The following is a 17,378-nucleotide window of genomic DNA, read 5'->3' on the forward strand; positions in this document are numbered from 1 at the left end:
CAAGCTCAAGGCGAACGAGTGGGGGCTTCGAGCTTGTGGCTTATTGCTTGTAGCTTGAAGCTAAAAGAGGATTCTTTTACATGTCGCAGAAATTTGACGTAGTAGTGATCGGTGCGGGCCCTGGCGGTTATGTCGCTGCCATCAAGGCCGCGCAGCTGGGTCTCTCCACTGCCTGCATCGAGAAGTACACCGACAAGGAAGGCAAACTGGCTCTGGGCGGTACTTGCCTGAACGTCGGCTGCATTCCATCCAAGGCCCTGCTGGACAGCTCGTGGAAATTCCATGAAGCCCAGGACGGTTTCGCGATCCACGGTATCAATCACGCTGGCGTGACCATGGACGTGCCAGCGATGGTCGGCCGTAAAGCCAACATCGTCAAAGGCCTGACCTCCGGCGTTGCGACCCTGTTCAAAGCCAACGGTGTGACCTCCATCCAGGGTCACGGCAAGCTGCTGGCCGGCAAGAAAGTCGAAGTCACCAAGCCTGATGGCTCGGTAGAAATCATCGAAGCCGAAAACGTCATCCTGGCACCAGGTTCGCGTCCGATCGACATTCCGCCAGCTCCGGTTGACCAGAATGTGATCGTCGATTCGACTGGCGCCCTGGAATTCCAATCCGTTCCAAAACGTCTGGGCGTGATCGGCGCTGGCGTGATCGGTCTGGAACTGGGTTCGGTCTGGTCGCGTCTGGGTGCAGAAGTGACTGTCCTGGAAGCCCTGGACACCTTCCTGATGGCAGCTGACACCGCTGTTTCCAAAGAAGCGCTGAAAACCCTGACCAAGCAAGGTCTGGACATCAAGCTGGGCGCTCGCGTCACCGGTTCCAAAGTGAACGGCGACGAAGTCGTGGTGAACTACACCGATGCCAACGGCGAACAGAACATCACTTTCGACAAGCTGATCGTAGCCGTTGGTCGCCGTCCGGTGACCACTGATCTGTTGGCTGCCGACTGCGGCGTGACCCTGGACGAGCGCGGTTTCGTGCACGTTGACGATCACTGCGCCACCACCGTACCGGGCGTTTACGCCATTGGCGACGTGGTTCGCGGCATGATGCTGGCGCACAAAGCGTCCGAAGAAGGCATCATGGTTGTCGAGCGCATCAAGGGCCACAAGGCCCAGATGAACTATGATTTGATCCCTTCGGTTATTTATACTCACCCGGAAATCGCGTGGGTTGGTAAAACCGAGCAGGCCTTGAAAGCCGAAGGCGTTGAAGTTAACGTCGGCACCTTCCCGTTCGCAGCCTCCGGCCGTGCCATGGCCGCCAACGACACCGGTGGTTTCGTCAAGGTCATCGCAGATGCCAAGACGGACCGCGTACTGGGCGTCCACGTGATTGGCCCAAGCGCTGCCGAACTGGTTCAGCAGGGCGCGATCGGTATGGAATTCGGCACCAGCGCTGAAGACCTGGGCATGATGGTTTTCTCCCATCCGACCCTGTCTGAAGCCTTGCACGAAGCTGCTTTGGCAGTGAATGGCGGCGCCATCCACATCGCCAACCGCAAGAAGCGTTAAGACATAATAAGAAACCACGGCGGTTTGGCCCGTCGTGAGCCTTGCATGCAAGACTCACCGCGGAATATCCGCTGGACGCAGTCTTGCGTAGCTCAGCTACGCAAGCAGCAGTCACAGGTGGTGCGGCACTGAACAGTGCAGCACCGAATGCGCAGTACCTAACGAAGACGGTAATAAGCATGAATCTTCACGAGTATCAGGGTAAGCAGCTGTTCGCTGAGTACGGCCTGCCAGTTTCCACCGGTTACGCGGTAGACACCCCGGAAGCAGCAGCAGAAGCTTGCGACAAAATCGGCGGCAGCGAGTGGGTTGTCAAAGCCCAGGTCCACGCCGGTGGTCGCGGTAAAGCGGGCGGCGTCAAGCTGGTTCGCAACAAAGAAGACGCCAAAGCCTTCGCACAGCAGTGGCTGGGCAAGCGTCTGGTGACTTACCAGACTGACGCCAATGGTCAGCCAGTCACCAAGATCCTGGTTGAATCGTGCACTGATATCGCTAAAGAGCTGTACCTGGGCGCTGTCGTTGACCGTTCGAGCCGTCGCATCGTGTTCATGGCTTCCACCGAAGGTGGCGTGGACATCGAGAAAATCGCTCACGACACTCCAGAAAAAATTCTGAAGGCCACTATCGATCCACTGGTTGGCGCTCAGCCATTCCAGGGTCGTGAACTGGCTTTCCAGCTGGGTCTGGAAGGCAAGCAAGTTGCCCAGTTCGCCAAGATCTTCGTAGGTCTGGCCAAACTGTTCCAGGATCACGATCTGGCCCTGCTGGAAGTGAACCCGCTGGTGATCAAGGCTGACGGCGATCTGCACTGCCTGGACGCCAAGATCAACATCGACGCCAACGCCATGTACCGTCAGCCTAAGCTGAAGACTTTCCACGATCCGTCGCAGGACGATCCGCGCGAAGCGCACGCTGCCAAGTTCGAACTGAACTACGTAGCGCTGGAAGGCAACATCGGTTGCATGGTCAACGGTGCTGGCCTGGCCATGGGTACCATGGACATCGTCAACCTGCATGGCGGCAAGCCAGCCAACTTCCTCGACGTGGGCGGCGGTGCTACCAAGGAACGCGTTACCGAAGCGTTCAAGATCATCCTGTCCGACACTAACGTCGCTGCAGTACTGGTCAACATCTTCGGCGGCATCGTTCGTTGCGACATGATTGCCGAAGGCATCATCGGCGCGGTGAAAGAAGTCGGCGTGAAAATCCCGGTTGTTGTTCGCCTTGAAGGCAACAACGCTGAGCTGGGCGCTAAAGTACTGGCAGAAAGCGGTTTGAACATCATCGCTGCTACCAGCCTGACCGACGCTGCTCAACAAGTCGTTAAAGCTGCGGAGGGCAAATAATGAGCGTCCTGATCAATAAAGACACCAAAGTTATCTGCCAGGGTATTACCGGTTCGCAAGGTAGTTTCCACACCCAGCAAGCCATCGAGTACGGCACCAAGATGGTTGGTGGTGTAACTCCAGGCAAAGGCGGCACCGAGCACCTGGGCCTGCCAGTGTTCAACACCGTGAAAGACGCCGTAGCTGCCACTGGCGCCACCGCCAGCGTAATCTACGTTCCGGCTCCTTTCTGCAAGGACTCGATCCTGGAAGCTGCTTTCGGCGGCATCAAGCTGATCGTCTGCATCACCGAAGGCATTCCTACCCTGGACATGCTGGACGCTAAAGTTAAGTGCGACGAGCTGGGTGTTACCCTGATCGGCCCTAACTGCCCAGGCGTGATCACTCCAGGCGAATGCAAGATCGGCATCATGCCAGGTCACATTCACTTGCCAGGCAAGGTCGGTATCGTTTCCCGTTCCGGCACCCTGACCTACGAAGCTGTGAAGCAGACTACTGACGCCGGTTTCGGTCAGTCGACTTGCGTCGGCATCGGTGGTGACCCGATCCCGGGTTCGAACTTCATCGACATCCTGAAGCTGTTCCAGGAAGACCCGAAGACTGAAGCGATCGTGATGATCGGTGAGATCGGCGGTTCGGCTGAAGAAGAAGCGGCTGCCTACATCAAGGCACACGTGACCAAGCCGGTTGTTTCCTACATCGCTGGTGTGACTGCTCCTCCGGGCAAGCGCATGGGCCATGCTGGCGCAATCATCTCTGGCGGCAAAGGCACTGCAGACGAGAAATTCGCTGCTCTGCAAGACGCAGGCGTTAAAACCGTGCGTTCGCTGGCAGACATCGGCAAGGCCCTGGCCGAGCTGACCGGTTGGGCTGTCAAGTAAGCCTCGTGCTTGGCTGACGCTTTACCAAACAAAGGCCACCTTCGGGTGGCCTTTGTCGTTTTCGGCATTTGTGTTGGCTCTGCTGGCCCCTTCGTCGGAACGCCGCCCGGGGCAAGCCCGCTCCCACAGGTTTTGCAGGGAAGTCCAAATCGTATGTACGCAACAAATCCTTGTGGGAGCGGGCTTGCCCGCGAAGGCGGACTTACAGACACCAACCATTTATATGCATAAACGCGACACGGAAATGTCGCGTATCGGATAGTTCGCCCTCAAACAGTGCGTTTGTCAGACAAATTCGTTAGGCTACGCGCCATTTTTGCGTCTGCGGCCCACAAGGCACCAACGCGCTAAAAGGGTCGGTCTTATACGGACTGACAGCATTTCCCTCACCCATAGGGAAATCCCTCTCTAAATTCCGATTCAGTAGTGTGGTATTTCCTTAATGAAAGTGTTGAAAGGCCAGGACATCCTGGCACTTGGTTTTATGACGTTTGCCCTGTTCGTCGGGGCTGGCAACATCATCTTCCCGCCTATCGTCGGTTTGCAGTCCGGGCCCAATGTCTGGATGGCGGCGCTGGGTTTCCTGGTCACGGCCGTTGGTCTGCCGGTGATCACCGTTGTGGCGCTGGCCAAGGTCGGCGGGGCAATGGATGCCTTGAGCAGCCCGATCGGTAAAGTCGCCGGTGGCCTGTTGGCAGCGGCCTGCTACCTCGCTGTTGGCCCGCTGTTCGCGACGCCACGTACCGCCACGGTATCCTTCGAAGTGGGCCTGGCACCGCTGACCGGCGAGAGCCCGCTGGCATTGTTCCTGTACAGCTCGGTTTACTTCCTGCTGGTGTTCTTCATCTCGCTGTATCCAGGCCGTTTGCTGGATACCGTAGGGCGCTTCCTCGCTCCGCTGAAGATCATCGCCCTGGCCGTGCTGGGCATTGCAGCATTCGCCCTGCCGGCCGGAGACATTGGCCAGGCCACGCCTGAATACGTGGCGGCGCCGTTTTCCCAGGGCTTCATCAATGGTTACCTGACCATGGATACCCTGGGCGCCCTGGTGTTCGGCATCGTCATCGTCAACGCCATCCGTTCCCGCGGCGTCGAGTCGCCGGCACTGATCACCCGTTATGCGATCATCGCCGGCCTGATCGCCGGCGTCGGCCTGGCACTGGTGTATGTCAGCCTGTTCCGTCTCGGTTCGGGCAGCCATGAAGTGGCCGCTGGCGCTACCAATGGCGCGGCGGTATTGCACGCTTACGTGCAGCACACCTTCGGTTCGCTGGGCAGCGGTTTCCTGGCTGTGTTGATTTCCCTGGCGTGCCTGGTGACCGCGGTCGGCCTGACCTGTGCCTGCGCCGAGTACTTCAGCCGTGTGGTGCCGCTGTCCTACAAGACACTGGTGATCATCCTCGCGGCGTTCTCGCTGCTGGTGTCCAACCTGGGCCTGACCAAGCTGATTGCGTTCTCGATCCCGGTTCTCACCGCGATCTACCCGCCGTGCATCGTTCTGGTGGCGTTGAGCTTCTGCAAGGACTTCTGGCATGAGCAGGGCCGTATCCTCGGCCCGGTCATGTTGGTGTCGTTCATCTTCGGCCTGATCGACGCCCTCAAGGGCGCAGGCCTGGCGGACTGGATGCCGACGCAAATGGCCCATCTGCCGCTGAGCGAGCAGGGCCTGGCCTGGCTGGTACCTTCGGTGATGACGCTGGTGGTTGCCGTGGTCTGCGACCGTCTGCTGGGCAAGCGCGAAGAGGCGCTGGCTTAAGCTTTACCGGCCCGTCACAAGCGGGCCCGTGAAAAAAACAGAAATGCCCCGTATCAATCGATACGGGGCATTTTTTTATGGGGTGATGCGGTGTCTTTTGCGTTGCGCTAACGTCGAAGCATTGCAAATCCTGATGTGGGAGCAGGCTTGCTCGCGAAGACGGTGGGTCAGTCAACATCCATGTTGGATGATCAGCCGCCTTCGCGAGCAAGCCCGCTCCCACAGGGATTCGGTACTCCTCTTGCACATCACAAGGACCTGCATGTCGTTCATCCAAGCCAATCTGATCCACATCCTTGCCGCCATCTGGTTCGTTATCTGCTGGGGCGGGTACACCCGTTATGCCACCTGGAAAGGCCGTGACACCGCGTGCCTGGCCAGTGTGCTGCACCTCTATCGTGAAGACTGGATGCGCCGCATGCTGCTGCGCGACAACCGTATCGCCGATGCCAGCGTGATCGGTAACCTGGAACGCAACGCTTCGTTCTTCGCCTCCAGTACGTTGATTATCCTGGCCGGTATTCTCACGGTGCTGGGGGCTTCGGAAAGGGCGGTATCGTTGTTGGCGGATATCCCGATGGTGCAGCAGGCGTCCCAGGGCATGTCGGAAATCAAGTTGCTGTGCCTGGCGCTGGTGTTTGTCTATGCGTTCTTCACGTTCAGCTGGTGCATGCGCCAGTACAACTTTGCGGCGGTACTGGTAGGTTCGGCGCCAATGGTCGGCGAGCGTCTTGTGTCGGAGCAGGAGCGCAAGGCGTTTGCTTCCCGCGCGGCCCGTGTCATCTCCATGGCCGCCAACCAGTTCAACTTCGGGCTGCGTTCCTACTACTTCGGCATGACCATGCTGGCCTGGTTTGTCAGCCCCTGGTTGTTCATGTTGATGAGCGCCGGCGTGGTATTTGTGTTGTACCGTCGCGAGTTTCACTCTGACGTTCTCGACGTGATGGTCTATACCCCTACAGAGGCGCCATTGCCCGAGGTGATCAAAGAGGCTGCTTGATGAGTATTCCGTTCTGGTGCGTGTTTATCAGTGCCGTGCTGATTTACGTGGCGCGTATGCCCGTGACCAAGGCCATGAAAGAGCAGGGCGGTTACAACAATCATCTGCCGCGCCAGCAGCAGGGCCAACTCACAGGTTTTGGTGCCCGTGCGGTGGCGGCACATCAGAATAGTTTTGAAGCCTTCATATTGTTTGCGGTGGGTGTGTTGATGGCGCATACAACGCAGACGGCAGGCTGGCTCATCGATTTGCTCGCGATCATCTTTGTGATCACTCGGGTTATTTATCTGGTGTGTTACTGGAAGGACCTGGCCTGGCAACGCAGTCTGGTCTGGCTGGTGGGATTAATCTGCTCGCTGTTGCTGATGATTAGTCCGACTTTTCGAACGATTTTGCTCTAAGCATTTTTTTGAAGGCAAAAGAAAACCCGCACTTGGCGGGTTTTCTTTTATCACGCTAAAAACCGGATTAGTTTTTAGGCGCTTCTGGAGCGGCCGGAGTGGCCGGTGCAGCCGGAGCAGCCTCTTTTGCCGCTTCCGCGTTCGATTCAGCCTGAGCTTTGGCAGCTTCGGCGTTTTCTTTCGCCGCGTCGTTCACTTTATCCTGAGCTTTGCTCATGTCTTGCTGAGCTTGCTCAGCATGTTTGTTAGCTTCTTGAGCTTTGTCCTCGGATTTTTTATCGCAGGCAGCGAGACCGAGGGAAGCGGTCAACATCAAGGCAATAGCTAAAGTCTTACGCATGGGGTGTTTCTCCTGATGAAAAGCATCTACTGGCCTTAAGAACCCATACATCAGGGTTAAGTTCCTTAATTCTTTCAGATATATAAGTTTTGTTCTAATGCGGAACTTTTACCCGGACTGCCACCGCATTGCACGAACCTAAACAAGAGTGTTTATCAAATGACTGAGAACCCCGTTTTTGAGCGAGCGAAGCGCTTTTTGTCGGCGCTGCGACATTGTCAGGTACTTGGACTAAGCGTTCACAGCGCCAGCAGCGAAGGGCTGACGATTGTGCTGCCGTACAGCCCACAGATCGTCGGCAATCCCGAAACCGGCGTGATTCATGGCGGGGCACTGACCTCACTGATGGACACGGCCTGTGGCATGGCGACGCTCTGTGTGCTCCCGGAGTTCGAAGTCTGCCCGACCCTCGACCTGCGCATCGACTACATGCACGCCGCCGAACCGCACAAGGATGTCTATGGCTTCGCCCAGTGCTACCGGGTCACCACCGACGTGATTTTTGCCCGTGGCTTCGCCTATCAGGATGACCCCGGACAACCCATTGCCCATGTGATGGGCACATTCATGCGCATGGGCAAGGGCATCAAAGGCACCAAGGGCTTTGGTGGCGCAGTTGCCGGAGGTGCGCAATGAGCGAGTCGCTGAAGGACCAATTGCAAAAGGCCCATGAGCAGGGTGACTACGCCTCTCTGCTGGGGTTGATTCCCTATGCCCGGCTGATCGGTGTCGAATGTTCACGGGTGGGCGATGAGCTGCTGTTCAAGCTGCCGGCGAACAAGGACAACATTGGTAACCCTTTGTTGCCGGCGATTCATGGCGGTGTGATCGCCGGGTTCATGGAATTGGCAGCGGCGCTGCACCTGCTGGTGTTTACCGGATCATCCGGGGTGCCGAAGATCATCGACTTCTCCCTGGATTACCTGCGGGCCGGGCAGTTTCGCGACACCTGGGCCCGATGCCAGGTTTGCCGCCAGGGACGGCGGGTCGCCAACGTGGCGATTACCGCCTGGCAAAGTACCGAGGCCGAACCCATTGCCACGGCCCGTGCACATTTCAAACTCGAGGAGCCCTTGAAATCCTGAAGTCAGCCCCAAACTCAGATGACAACCCGCCGCCGACCCTCAAGGTCGCGGCTTATGCCATCTGATTGGAGTTTGATGACCATGAGTGTGGAAACTCAAAAGGAAACCCTGGGCTTCCAGACCGAGGTGAAGCAGCTGCTGCATCTCATGATCCATTCGCTGTATTCCAACAAGGAAATTTTCCTTCGCGAATTGATCTCGAACGCCTCTGACGCTGTCGACAAATTACGTTTCGAAGCCCTGGCCAAGCCAGAGCTGCTGGAAGGCGGCGCCGAACTGAAAATCCGCGTGAGCTTCGACAAGGACGCTAAAACCGTCACGCTCGAAGACAACGGTATCGGCATGAGCCGCGAAGATGCGATCACCCACCTGGGTACCATCGCCAAGTCCGGCACCGCCGATTTCATGAAGCACCTGACCGGCGACCAGAAGAAAGACTCGCACTTGATCGGCCAGTTCGGTGTCGGTTTCTACTCCGCCTTCATCGTCGCCGACAAAGTCGATGTGTACAGCCGTCGTGCCGGCAGCGCTGCCAGCGAAGGCGTGCACTGGTCGTCCAAGGGCGAAGGTGACTTCGAAGTTGCGACCATCGACAAGGCCGAGCGCGGCACTCGCATCGTCCTGCACCTGAAATCCGGTGAAGACGAGTTCGCCGATGGCTGGCGCCTGCGCAACATCATCAAGAAGTACTCCGACCACATCGCCTTGCCGATCGAGTTGCCGAAAGAAGTGGCGGCCGTTGAAGGCGAAGAGAAACCGGCCGTTGAATGGGAAACCGTCAACCGCGCCAGCGCTCTGTGGACCCGTCCGCGTACCGAGATCAAGGACGAGGAATACCAGGAGTTCTACAAGCACATCGCTCACGATTTCGAAAACCCGCTGAGCTGGAGCCACAACAAGGTCGAAGGCAAGCTGGAATACAGCTCGCTGCTGTACGTGCCGACCCGCGCTCCGTTCGATCTGTACCAGCGTGAAGCGCCAAAAGGCCTGAAGTTGTACGTGCAGCGCGTGTTCGTCATGGATCAGGCCGAGTCCTTCCTGCCGCTTTACCTGCGCTTCATCAAGGGTGTGGTCGACTCCAACGACCTGTCGCTGAACGTGTCGCGGGAAATCCTGCAGAAAGACCCGATCATCGACTCCATGAAGTCGGCACTGACCAAGCGCGTGCTGGACATGCTGGAAAAACTCGCGAAGAACGAGCCTGAGCAATACAAGGGCTTCTGGAAAAACTTCGGTCAGGTCATGAAGGAAGGCCCGGCAGAAGATTTCGCCAACAAGGAAAAAATCGCCGGTCTGCTGCGTTTCGCATCGACCCATGGCGACGACGGCGAGCAGGTTGTCGGCCTGGCCGAGTACCTGGCGCGCGCCAAGGAAGGTCAGGACAAGATCTACTACCTGACCGGCGAAACCTACGCACAGGTCAAGAACAGCCCGCACCTGGAAGTCTTCCGCAAGAAAGGCATCGAAGTGCTGCTGTTGACCGACCGCATCGACGAGTGGCTGATGAGCTACCTCAGCGACTTCGACGGCAAGAGCTTCGTCGACGTGGCGCGCGGTGACCTGGACCTCGGCAACCTGGACTCGGAAGAGGACAAGAAGGCCGCGGAAGAAGTCGCGAAGTCCAAAGAAGGTCTGGTTGAGCGTCTGAAGACCGCGCTGGGCGAATCCGTTGCGGAAGTTCGGGTGTCTCATCGCCTGACCGATTCGCCGGCGATCCTGGCCATCGGTGAGCAGGACCTGGGCCTGCAGATGCGCCAGATCCTCGAAGCCAGCGGGCAGAAGGTTCCGGATTCGAAGCCGATCTTCGAATTCAACCCGGCTCACCCGCTGATCGAGAAGCTCGACAATGAGCAGAGTGACGAGCGCTTTGGCGATCTGTCGCACATTCTCTTCGATCAGGCGGCCCTGGCGGCCGGCGACAGCTTGAAAGATCCGGCGGCCTATGTGCGCCGCTTGAACAAACTGTTGGTCGAGCTATCAGCTTAACTGTGTTGCAGAAAAACCCGCTTCGGCGGGTTTTTTCATTCTGGTGTTCAACAATCAGGAGTCAGAAATGAGCCAAATCACTGTACGTTCCGTTGCCTATCAGATCGATGGCCAAGCCTACGAAAGCCGTCTGGCCTTCGATGCCGACCATAAAGGTCCGCGTCCGGGTTTGTTGATGGCGCCGAACTGGATGGGCGTCAGTGCCGGTGCCGAGGAAATCGCCAGGTCCGTGGCAGCCAAGGGCTACGTGGTGCTGATCGCTGATCTTTACGGGCAATCGGTTCGTCCGTCGAACAATGACGAGGCCGGCGCGGCAATGATGCCGTTGAAGAATGACCGTGGGTTACTGCGCAAGCGCATGCAGGTAGCGTTCGAACAGTTGCAGAGCCAAGGCGAGGCGGCCGTCGATACGTCGAAGCTGGCGACCTACGGTTTCTGTTTCGGCGGCTGCTGTGCCCTGGAGTTTGCCCGTACCGGTGCGCCGGTGAAGGCCGCGGTATCCTTCCACGGCACGCTGGACACCCCGAATCCGGCCGACGCGAAAAACATCAAGGGTAAGGTCCTGGTCCTGCACGGTGCTTCCGATCCACTGGTGCCGAAGGAACAGTTGCCGGCGTTCGAAGATGAAATGAACGCGGCCGGTGTGGACTGGCAGTTGCTGAGCTACGGCGGTGCATTTCACTCGTTCACCGATCCGCACGCGAATGTGCCGGGCATGATGATGTATGACGCCAAGGTGGCTGCCCGGGCGTTCACTTCGATGCATAACTTGCTGGATGAAGTGTTCAGGGGCTGACCATGATTGGGTCGGTGTGAGTGCCGGCCCCTTCGCGGGCAAGCCCGCTCCCACAGGGATTTGGTCCATGCGCAATTTTTGCGGACAACATGGAAACTGTGGGAGCGGGCTTGCCCGCGAAGGCGGCCTGACTAACGATAGAAAAACTAAGGCAATTCGATCCTCTCACTTTCTCCCGGCACCGTCGGCCAGTCCCCGGCCGCCCAACGCCGCCGCGCTTCATCAATCGCCGCCGGATCGCTTGCGACAAAATTCCAGTTGATCCGCCGTGGCCCGTCCAGCGGCGCGCCGCCAAACAACACGGCGTGACTGTCGCTTTCAGCAAACAGAGTCAACTCTTCCCCGGCAGGCAGTACCACCAGCGAATGCGGTTCTATCAGCTCGCCATCCAGTTGCACCTCGCCGCTCAACACATACAGCGCACGTTCTTCATGCTCGGTGGGAATCAGCAATGTCGTCGCCGTTTGCAGGTGCAATTCCGCGTACAACGTAGGAGAAAGCACCGGCACCGGTGACTCCAGGCAAAAGCCCGACCCGGCAATCATGCGGATCTTCACCCCCAGGTTTTCGCTGACTGGCAAGGTGGACGCCGGATGGTGGCTGTAATGCCCCGGACCCTGTTCTTTGTCCTTGGGCGATGCCAGCCAGATCTGCAAGCCGTGCATCGTGAAGCCGCTCTCCTTGAGTGCCTCGGGCGTGCGTTCGACGTGGGCAATGGCGCTGCCAGCCGTCATCCAGCTGACATCGCCGGTATCAACAACCTGGTTGGAGCCCAGACTGTCCTTGTGCTGGATTTGCCCCTGGAACAAATAGGTCAGGGTGGACAGGCCAATGTGCGGATGCTGGCGGATGTTCATGCCTTTGCCCGGCGGATAACGGGTTTCCAGCATGTGATCGAAAAACACGAATGGCCCGACGCTGCGGCACTTGGCGGATGGCAGTGGGCGCAGGATCGGCTGGCCTTCGACGTCTTCGGTGCGGGGGCGGATCACGAGCGGAGTGTTCATGGTGCGTTCCAGGCTGGGCGGGTGATGCGTTCGAGCATAACCCGCTTGCGCAGCCCTTGCCGCTATTGGCTGAAGGCGCCTTCGGACAAATGCGTTTCGATGCTGACTTCAGAGGTGGTCATCAGCTTGTGGATCGGGCAGCGATCGGCCACGCGGTGCAGCTCGTCGCGCTGGGCGTCAGTGAGTACGCCCTTGAGGGTCAGTTTGACGTGCAGCGTGTATTGGCCTTTCTGTTCCAGGCTGTTGTCGCGCTTGACCTCGACGCCGACACCGGTCAGCGGGATGTCCTTCTTCTTCGCATAGAGCTTGAGGGTCAGGGCTTTGCAGGCGCCGAGCGCGGCATCGAAATAATCGTGCGGTTCCGGCGCGGTGCCTTCACCGCCCGCCGTGACGGGCACGTCGGCGAAGAGTTCGTGGTCATCGATTTGTACGCTGTGGCGAAAGCCTTCGGCAGAAACGGTGTTGACGGTAACGGTCATGGGAAACCTCGAAAGCAACGGGATATTTGTTCGATCAAAAAGACCTTGAAGGTATAGAGCATGGTGCCGGATGTGCGTTCCGGTTTTCTTGTACAGATGGGGCTTTTCGCTGAATCGTTACCGTGGCAGTAATGTTGTTTTGATATCACTTTTTCGTCTTACGCAATTTTTCAACAGTCCGATACCGTCTAAAGAACCCGCTGCCCGACGCAGCGCTTTTGGAAGGAACCAGGGGAATGAGTATCAGAAGTCTCAATATTGCGCCGCGTGCGAGTCTCGGTTTTGGCCTGTTGGCGTTGATGGTTTTTGGCTTGGGTGCGTTCGCTCTGCTGCAGATGTCGAACATGCGGGCGCAGTCCGATCAAGTCGATGACAACTGGCTGCCCAGTGTCATGGCGGTCGGTGATATGAGTCAGGACATGTTGCGGCTGCGAGCATTGACCATGCGTCTGCTGATCAATCGCGACCCGCAGGCACAGGCGCAGAACGTCAGCAAGATCAACGATCTCAAAACTGTCCTCGATGGTGCACAGCAACGTTATGACAAGTTGATCGTGCTGCCTGAAGAGCGCGTGTTGTTCGACCGCTTCAAGGCCGCCGAAGCAAAGTATCTGCAGTTTCAGAGCCAGGTGATGGCCGAAGCTACCCAGGGACGGGTGGAAGAGGCGGCGGCCATTCTCAATGGCGAGATGAATCCTCTGGCCGATGAAATCACGGTTACGCTCAGGGAGCTGGTCGAGCTCAATCGGCACAGCGCCAATCTGGCAACCGAAGCGGGTCGCCTGGTGTTCAGCCAGTCGCGGGTCTGGGTCGGGGTAATGATCGGTGTGACCGCGTTGATCACCATTGGCCTGGCGCTGCTGTTGACGCGCAGCATCGTGTTGCCGTTGTCACAGTCATTGAAAGTGGCGGAGGTGGTCGCCGGCGGCGACCTGACTGCAGCCATCAGCATTTCCGGCAAGGATGAGCCCGCGCGACTGCTGCACGCGCTCAAGAGCATGCAGCAGAGTTTGCGCGAAACCATCCAGCGTATATCCGACTCATCCAGTCAATTGGCTTCGGCTTCGGAAGAGCTCAGTTGCGTCACGGAAGACGCTACCCGAGGCCTGCATCAGCAGAGCCTGGAGATCGAGCAGGCGGCCACGGCGGTCAATCAGATGACCGCTGCCGTGGAGGAGGTGGCGAGCAATGCCGCAGCAACGTCGCAAGCTTCTCGCGAGTCCGACCGCATTGCCCAGCACGGCCGCGAACAAGTGCACCAGACGGTGCTGTCGATCGAGTCTCTGGCTGAAGATGTCACGACCAACGTCGCTCAGGTCGAAGATCTGGCGCAGAAGGTATATGGCATCACTACCGTGCTGGACGTGATTCGCGCGATTGCCGAACAGACCAATCTGCTGGCCTTGAACGCCGCGATCGAAGCCGCGCGAGCCGGGGAGGCCGGGCGCGGGTTTGCGGTAGTAGCCGATGAGGTGCGCGCCCTGGCGCATCGCACCCAGCAATCGACCCGGGAAATCGAGCAGATGATCACCGGTATCCAGCAGGGTACCGACCTGGCCGTCAGCTCGATGCAGCAGAGCAACACCCGGGCGCGCTCCACGCTGGAGGCGGCAAAAGCGGCGGGGGTTGCCCTGGAAGACATCGCCTCGGCATTCACGGTGATCAATGAGCGCAACATCGTGATTGCCAGTGCCTCGGAGGAGCAGGCGGCGGTGGCGCGGGAGGTCGATCGCAACTTGATGAACATCCGAGACCTGGCGCAACAGAGCTCGGCCGGAGCGAATCAGACCAGTGCGGCGAGTCAGGAGTTGTCGCGCTTGGCGGTGGACCTGAATACGCTGGTGGCACGTTTCTCGGTCTGATCGAAGATCAAGAGATCGCAGCCTTCGGCAGCTCCTACAGGTTTATGCGATCCATGTAGGAGCTGCCGAAGGCTGCGATCTTTTGACTTAAAAAAAGCCCCGCGATGGCGGGGCTTTTTGTGTCGATCCGGATCAGCTGCCTTTGACAGTCTTGCCGTTGACCTTGCCGTCCAGGAGCATGATGTTGTACTCCTTGCCGTCGTTTTCGACCTGTTGCAGGCGGACCAGCAGGTAGTCCCAGTCCTTGGCGAACCACATCACGGTGATGCGTTTGCTCTGCGTCGGGTCGCGCACGCGCTCAACCTTGATCGCATCGATCTGACCGGCCTTGGTGTCGACTTTTTCCGAACCCAGCACGCGGAAGTCATAGGTGTCGACTTCACCGCCATCGACCACTTGATAGCTCATGGTCTTCTTGCCGGCAGCGACATCATGTTGCAGTGCCAACTGGTAGGTGGACTTGTCGACCATGCCGCGGTTGAGTGGAAGCTTGACGGCGTCACCGCGATCGGTGCCGGTGATCATCTTGGTGTTCCAGTCGAAATCCAGATCCGATTTCTTGGCCTTGCCCAGGCCGCCACGTTCAAAGTGGTACGACTCCGGAAGAAGCGTGTCCTTGTCCAGGGTCAGGGTGCTTTCCTCGGACAGGCTGGCAATCATCATCGATGCCTTGAAACTCAGTTTCCATTTGCCGTCGCTGGTTTTTTCGAGGCTGCGTTCGGCAGTGCCGCTCATGGGGAGCTGTTTCCAGTCGGCGGTGTAGCTGGCGGAGAAGGGTTGAAGTTCTGCCGCCTGAGCGAAGGGCAAAGCGAGCAGAGCGCAAGCGAAGAGCAGGGCGCGACGCATAAAATCTCCTAGTTTCGAATCAAGTGGCCGCTGGCCGCGAGTAGCTGTCCATCCAGTAAAGCACCTTGCTCGCCGAGGGCCAGACGACCTTCGGCAAACCAGCGTACAGCCATCGGGTAGATCAGGTGTTCCTGAACATGGACCCGCTGCGCCAGACTCTGCGGCGAATCCTGTAACTCTACCGGTATTACAGCCTGTACGACCAGTGGTCCGCCATCGAGTTCCTCGGTGACGAAGTGCACGGAGCAGCCGTGCTCGGCGTCGCCGGCCTCCAGCGCGCGCTGATGAGTGTGTAACCCTTTGTATTTGGGTAGCAGTGAGGGGTGGATATTGAGCAGGCGACCCTGATAGTGGCGTACGAAACCCGCGCTGAGAATGCGCATGAATCCGGCCAGTACCACGAGTTTGGGGTTGAAGGCGTCGATCAGTTCGATCAGCGCGGCATCGAAGGCCTCGCGACCTTCGAAAGCCTTGTGATCCAGGGTGCGGGTGTCGATACCCGCGTCCCTGGCGCGTTGCAGGCCGTAGGCGTCGGCGCGGTTGGAAATCACCGCAGCGATGCGGACCGGGCTGTCGCCGGTCCGCGTGCTGTCGATCAGGGCCTGCAAGTTACTGCCGGTGCCGGACAACAGCACCACCACATCACAGGTCTGAGACATCAATGAGCCTTGAGGTTCTTCAGTTCTACCTGAGCCGCGCCTTCGGCAGCGGTGGAGATCTGGCCGATGACCCAAGGCTGCTCGCCCGCTTCGCGCAGAACGTTCAGGGCGGCTTCAACGTGCTCCTGAGCCACGCAGATGACCATGCCCACGCCGCAGTTCAGCACGCGGTGCATTTCGTTCTCGTCGACGTTGCCTTTCTCTTGCAGCCAGTCGAACACGGCCGGACGATTCCAGCTGGCCACGTCAACCACAGCCTGCGCGCCTTTTGGCAGAACGCGCGGGATGTTGTCCAGCAGGCCGCCACCGGTGATGTGGGCCATGGCTTTGACCGCGCCGGTTTCCTTGATCAGCTTGAGCAACGGCTTCACGTAGATGCGGGTCGGGGCCATCAGCAGGTCGGTCAGCGGCTTGCCGTCGAGCTGGGTGTTTTCGATGTCGGCGCCGGACACTTCGATGATCTTGCGGATCAGCGAGTAGCCGTTGGAGTGCGGGCCGGAAGACGGCAGGGCGAGCAGGGCGTCGCCGGCAGCAACCTTGGAGCCGTCGATGATTTCGGATTTTTCCACGACGCCGACGCAGAAGCCGGCCAGGTCGTAGTCTTCGCCTTCGTACATGCCCGGCATTTCAGCGGTTTCACCGCCCACCAGCGAGCAGCCCGACAGTTCGCAGCCAGCGCCGATGCCGGTAACAACCTGGGCAGCGGTGTCGACGTTCAGTTTGCCGGTGGCGTAGTAGTCGAGGAAGAACAGTGGCTCGGCGCCGCACACCACCAGGTCGTTGACGCACATGGCAACCAGGTCGATGCCGATGCTGTCGTGCTTGTTCAGGTTCAATGCCAGGCGCAGCTTGGTGCCGACGCCGTCAGTACCGGAAACCAGCACAGGCTGTTTGTAGCCGGCCGGGATTTCGCAGAGGGCGCCGAAACCGCCCAGGCCGCCCATGACTTCCGGGCGCGCAGTGCGCTTGGCGACGCTCTTGATGCGTTCGACCAATGCTTCACCGGCGTCGATGTCTACACCGGCGTCCTTGTAGCTCAGGGAGGGTTGCTTGCTCATGATCCAGGCCTTTAGGGGGGATTCAGGGGTAACGACCGAGTCCAGCGGGGCCGCCGAAATCGACGAAGGCGATTGCCTCACGCGAATTTCGAAAGTGCCCGGCTGTTGCCGGTCTGCGAAGGCGCGCGATTTTATCAGGCTTGAGCCGCAGCGGCCATCCTCAGGCCGACAGCAGGGCCATATCCGTTAAAAAAAACGTTGATGCGCGGTGTCGATGGCATCCTGCATGGCTGTATAAGGTGTCGCGATTAACCGTCTATCGTTATGACAGTGCGAAAACTTACCCGGAACGTGTGAATGTTTTGCGTCGGGCAATGGTCACAGCCTTGCTCGATCGTCTTCATGCGGTCTGTTCCAGC

Annotated in this window: 17 protein-coding genes; 11 read left to right on the forward strand and 6 right to left on the reverse strand. The window is 58.6% G+C overall.

The window, feature by feature from the left end:
* The first annotated feature begins 80 nt into the window (after nt 1-80).
* The 6 genes from lpdA (at nt 81) to C9422_RS23520 (ending at nt 6,901) form a co-directional block, all read left to right on the forward strand.
* Complete coding sequence (gene lpdA / locus C9422_RS23490; RefSeq protein WP_007977515.1) at nt 81-1,517, forward strand: dihydrolipoyl dehydrogenase; 1,437 nt, start codon at nt 81-83, stop codon at nt 1,515-1,517.
* 179 nt (nt 1,518-1,696) lie between these two features.
* Entirely contained in the window at nt 1,697-2,863 is a 1,167-nt protein-coding gene (gene sucC, locus C9422_RS23495) for an ADP-forming succinate--CoA ligase subunit beta (RefSeq protein ID WP_003223015.1), read from the forward strand.
* Complete coding sequence (gene sucD, locus C9422_RS23500) at nt 2,863-3,744, forward strand: succinate--CoA ligase subunit alpha (protein WP_003223019.1); 882 nt, start codon at nt 2,863-2,865, stop codon at nt 3,742-3,744. The genes sucC and sucD overlap by 1 nt, the downstream gene beginning before the upstream one ends.
* Nucleotides 3,745-4,186: 442 nt before the next feature.
* On the forward strand, nt 4,187-5,500 hold the full coding sequence (gene brnQ / locus C9422_RS23505; protein ID WP_007977517.1) for a branched-chain amino acid transport system II carrier protein: 1,314 nt from the start codon (nt 4,187-4,189) through the stop codon (nt 5,498-5,500).
* A gap of 262 nt (nt 5,501-5,762) precedes the next feature.
* Nucleotides 5,763-6,500, forward strand: a complete 738-nt coding sequence (locus C9422_RS23515; protein ID WP_007977519.1) for a DUF599 domain-containing protein — start codon at nt 5,763-5,765, stop codon at nt 6,498-6,500.
* Entirely contained in the window at nt 6,500-6,901 is a 402-nt protein-coding gene (locus C9422_RS23520) for an MAPEG family protein (RefSeq protein WP_116582318.1), read from the forward strand. Before C9422_RS23515 ends, C9422_RS23520 begins: the two co-directional genes overlap by 1 nt.
* A gap of 67 nt (nt 6,902-6,968) precedes the next feature.
* Here C9422_RS23520 and C9422_RS23525 read toward each other — a convergent pair whose 3' ends face one another.
* The gene (locus tag C9422_RS23525) at nt 6,969-7,241 is read right to left on the reverse strand and encodes a hypothetical protein (RefSeq protein WP_007977522.1); all 273 of its coding nucleotides are present in this window, start codon (nt 7,239-7,241) and stop codon (nt 6,969-6,971) included.
* Between the two features lie 159 nt (nt 7,242-7,400).
* Here C9422_RS23525 and C9422_RS23530 point away from each other — a divergent pair, with 159 nt between their 5' ends.
* The 4 genes from C9422_RS23530 (at nt 7,401) to C9422_RS23545 (ending at nt 11,108) form a co-directional block, all read left to right on the forward strand.
* Nucleotides 7,401-7,877: a PaaI family thioesterase gene (locus C9422_RS23530; RefSeq protein ID WP_007977524.1), complete on the forward strand. Its 477-nt coding sequence runs from the start codon at nt 7,401-7,403 to the stop codon at nt 7,875-7,877.
* The gene (locus tag C9422_RS23535; protein WP_007977526.1) at nt 7,874-8,326 is read left to right on the forward strand and encodes a PaaI family thioesterase; all 453 of its coding nucleotides are present in this window, start codon (nt 7,874-7,876) and stop codon (nt 8,324-8,326) included. Before C9422_RS23530 ends, C9422_RS23535 begins: the two co-directional genes overlap by 4 nt.
* An 81-nt stretch (nt 8,327-8,407) precedes the next feature.
* A complete protein-coding gene (htpG, locus tag C9422_RS23540) occupies nt 8,408-10,312 on the forward strand; it encodes a molecular chaperone HtpG (protein ID WP_116582397.1) in 1,905 nt (634 codons plus the stop codon).
* A gap of 67 nt (nt 10,313-10,379) precedes the next feature.
* Nucleotides 10,380-11,108: a dienelactone hydrolase family protein gene (locus C9422_RS23545; RefSeq protein ID WP_116582319.1), complete on the forward strand. Its 729-nt coding sequence runs from the start codon at nt 10,380-10,382 to the stop codon at nt 11,106-11,108.
* Nucleotides 11,109-11,254: 146 nt separating this feature from the next.
* Here the strand turns inward: C9422_RS23545 and C9422_RS23550 are convergent, their stop codons facing one another.
* Complete coding sequence (locus tag C9422_RS23550) at nt 11,255-12,115, reverse strand: pirin family protein (RefSeq protein ID WP_116582320.1); 861 nt, start codon at nt 12,113-12,115, stop codon at nt 11,255-11,257.
* Between the two features lie 62 nt (nt 12,116-12,177).
* Nucleotides 12,178-12,594: an OsmC family protein gene (locus C9422_RS23555; protein ID WP_104449859.1), complete on the reverse strand. Its 417-nt coding sequence runs from the start codon at nt 12,592-12,594 to the stop codon at nt 12,178-12,180.
* Between the two features lie 236 nt (nt 12,595-12,830).
* On the opposite strand from C9422_RS23555, the gene C9422_RS23560 reads away from it, so the two are divergent.
* Complete coding sequence (locus C9422_RS23560; protein WP_116582321.1) at nt 12,831-14,456, forward strand: methyl-accepting chemotaxis protein; 1,626 nt, start codon at nt 12,831-12,833, stop codon at nt 14,454-14,456.
* A 132-nt stretch (nt 14,457-14,588) separates the two neighbouring features.
* Here C9422_RS23560 and C9422_RS23565 read toward each other — a convergent pair whose 3' ends face one another.
* From C9422_RS23565 to purM, 3 genes are read right to left on the reverse strand one after another with little or no spacing between them, the layout of a single operon-like run.
* Nucleotides 14,589-15,302, reverse strand: a complete 714-nt coding sequence (locus C9422_RS23565) for a DUF3108 domain-containing protein (protein ID WP_007977541.1) — start codon at nt 15,300-15,302, stop codon at nt 14,589-14,591.
* 8 nt (nt 15,303-15,310) lie between these two features.
* The gene (gene purN / locus C9422_RS23570; RefSeq protein ID WP_007977542.1) at nt 15,311-15,961 is read right to left on the reverse strand and encodes a phosphoribosylglycinamide formyltransferase; all 651 of its coding nucleotides are present in this window, start codon (nt 15,959-15,961) and stop codon (nt 15,311-15,313) included.
* Entirely contained in the window at nt 15,961-17,019 is a 1,059-nt protein-coding gene (purM, locus tag C9422_RS23575; protein WP_008049708.1) for a phosphoribosylformylglycinamidine cyclo-ligase, read from the reverse strand. Before purM ends, purN begins: the two co-directional genes overlap by 1 nt.
* Nucleotides 17,020-17,378 lie beyond the last annotated feature (359 nt).

Origin of the sequence: Pseudomonas sp. B1(2018) (genome assembly GCF_003097365.1) — a bacterium.
Classification (GTDB): Bacteria; Pseudomonadota; Gammaproteobacteria; order Pseudomonadales; family Pseudomonadaceae; genus Aquipseudomonas; species Aquipseudomonas laurylsulfatiphila.

What these genes read in the sequence shown, in the direction of transcription:
- lpdA (WP_007977515.1), top strand. Translation starts at nt 81, where the DNA reads ATGTCGCAGAAATTTGACGTAGTAGTGATCGGTGCGGGCCCTGGCGGT.
- sucC (WP_003223015.1), top strand. Translation starts at nt 1,697, where the DNA reads ATGAATCTTCACGAGTATCAGGGTAAGCAGCTGTTCGCTGAGTACGGC.
- sucD (WP_003223019.1), top strand. Translation starts at nt 2,863, where the DNA reads ATGAGCGTCCTGATCAATAAAGACACCAAAGTTATCTGCCAGGGTATT.
- brnQ (WP_007977517.1), top strand. Translation starts at nt 4,187, where the DNA reads ATGAAAGTGTTGAAAGGCCAGGACATCCTGGCACTTGGTTTTATGACG.
- C9422_RS23515 (WP_007977519.1), top strand. Translation starts at nt 5,763, where the DNA reads ATGTCGTTCATCCAAGCCAATCTGATCCACATCCTTGCCGCCATCTGG.
- C9422_RS23520 (WP_116582318.1), top strand. Translation starts at nt 6,500, where the DNA reads ATGAGTATTCCGTTCTGGTGCGTGTTTATCAGTGCCGTGCTGATTTAC.
- C9422_RS23525 (WP_007977522.1), bottom strand. Translation starts at nt 7,241, where the DNA reads ATGCGTAAGACTTTAGCTATTGCCTTGATGTTGACCGCTTCCCTCGGT.
- C9422_RS23530 (WP_007977524.1), top strand. Translation starts at nt 7,401, where the DNA reads ATGACTGAGAACCCCGTTTTTGAGCGAGCGAAGCGCTTTTTGTCGGCG.
- C9422_RS23535 (WP_007977526.1), top strand. Translation starts at nt 7,874, where the DNA reads ATGAGCGAGTCGCTGAAGGACCAATTGCAAAAGGCCCATGAGCAGGGT.
- htpG (WP_116582397.1), top strand. Translation starts at nt 8,408, where the DNA reads ATGAGTGTGGAAACTCAAAAGGAAACCCTGGGCTTCCAGACCGAGGTG.
- C9422_RS23545 (WP_116582319.1), top strand. Translation starts at nt 10,380, where the DNA reads ATGAGCCAAATCACTGTACGTTCCGTTGCCTATCAGATCGATGGCCAA.
- C9422_RS23550 (WP_116582320.1), bottom strand. Translation starts at nt 12,115, where the DNA reads ATGAACACTCCGCTCGTGATCCGCCCCCGCACCGAAGACGTCGAAGGC.
- C9422_RS23555 (WP_104449859.1), bottom strand. Translation starts at nt 12,594, where the DNA reads ATGACCGTTACCGTCAACACCGTTTCTGCCGAAGGCTTTCGCCACAGC.
- C9422_RS23560 (WP_116582321.1), top strand. Translation starts at nt 12,831, where the DNA reads ATGAGTATCAGAAGTCTCAATATTGCGCCGCGTGCGAGTCTCGGTTTT.
- C9422_RS23565 (WP_007977541.1), bottom strand. Translation starts at nt 15,302, where the DNA reads ATGCGTCGCGCCCTGCTCTTCGCTTGCGCTCTGCTCGCTTTGCCCTTC.
- purN (WP_007977542.1), bottom strand. Translation starts at nt 15,961, where the DNA reads ATGTCTCAGACCTGTGATGTGGTGGTGCTGTTGTCCGGCACCGGCAGT.
- purM (WP_008049708.1), bottom strand. Translation starts at nt 17,019, where the DNA reads ATGAGCAAGCAACCCTCCCTGAGCTACAAGGACGCCGGTGTAGACATC.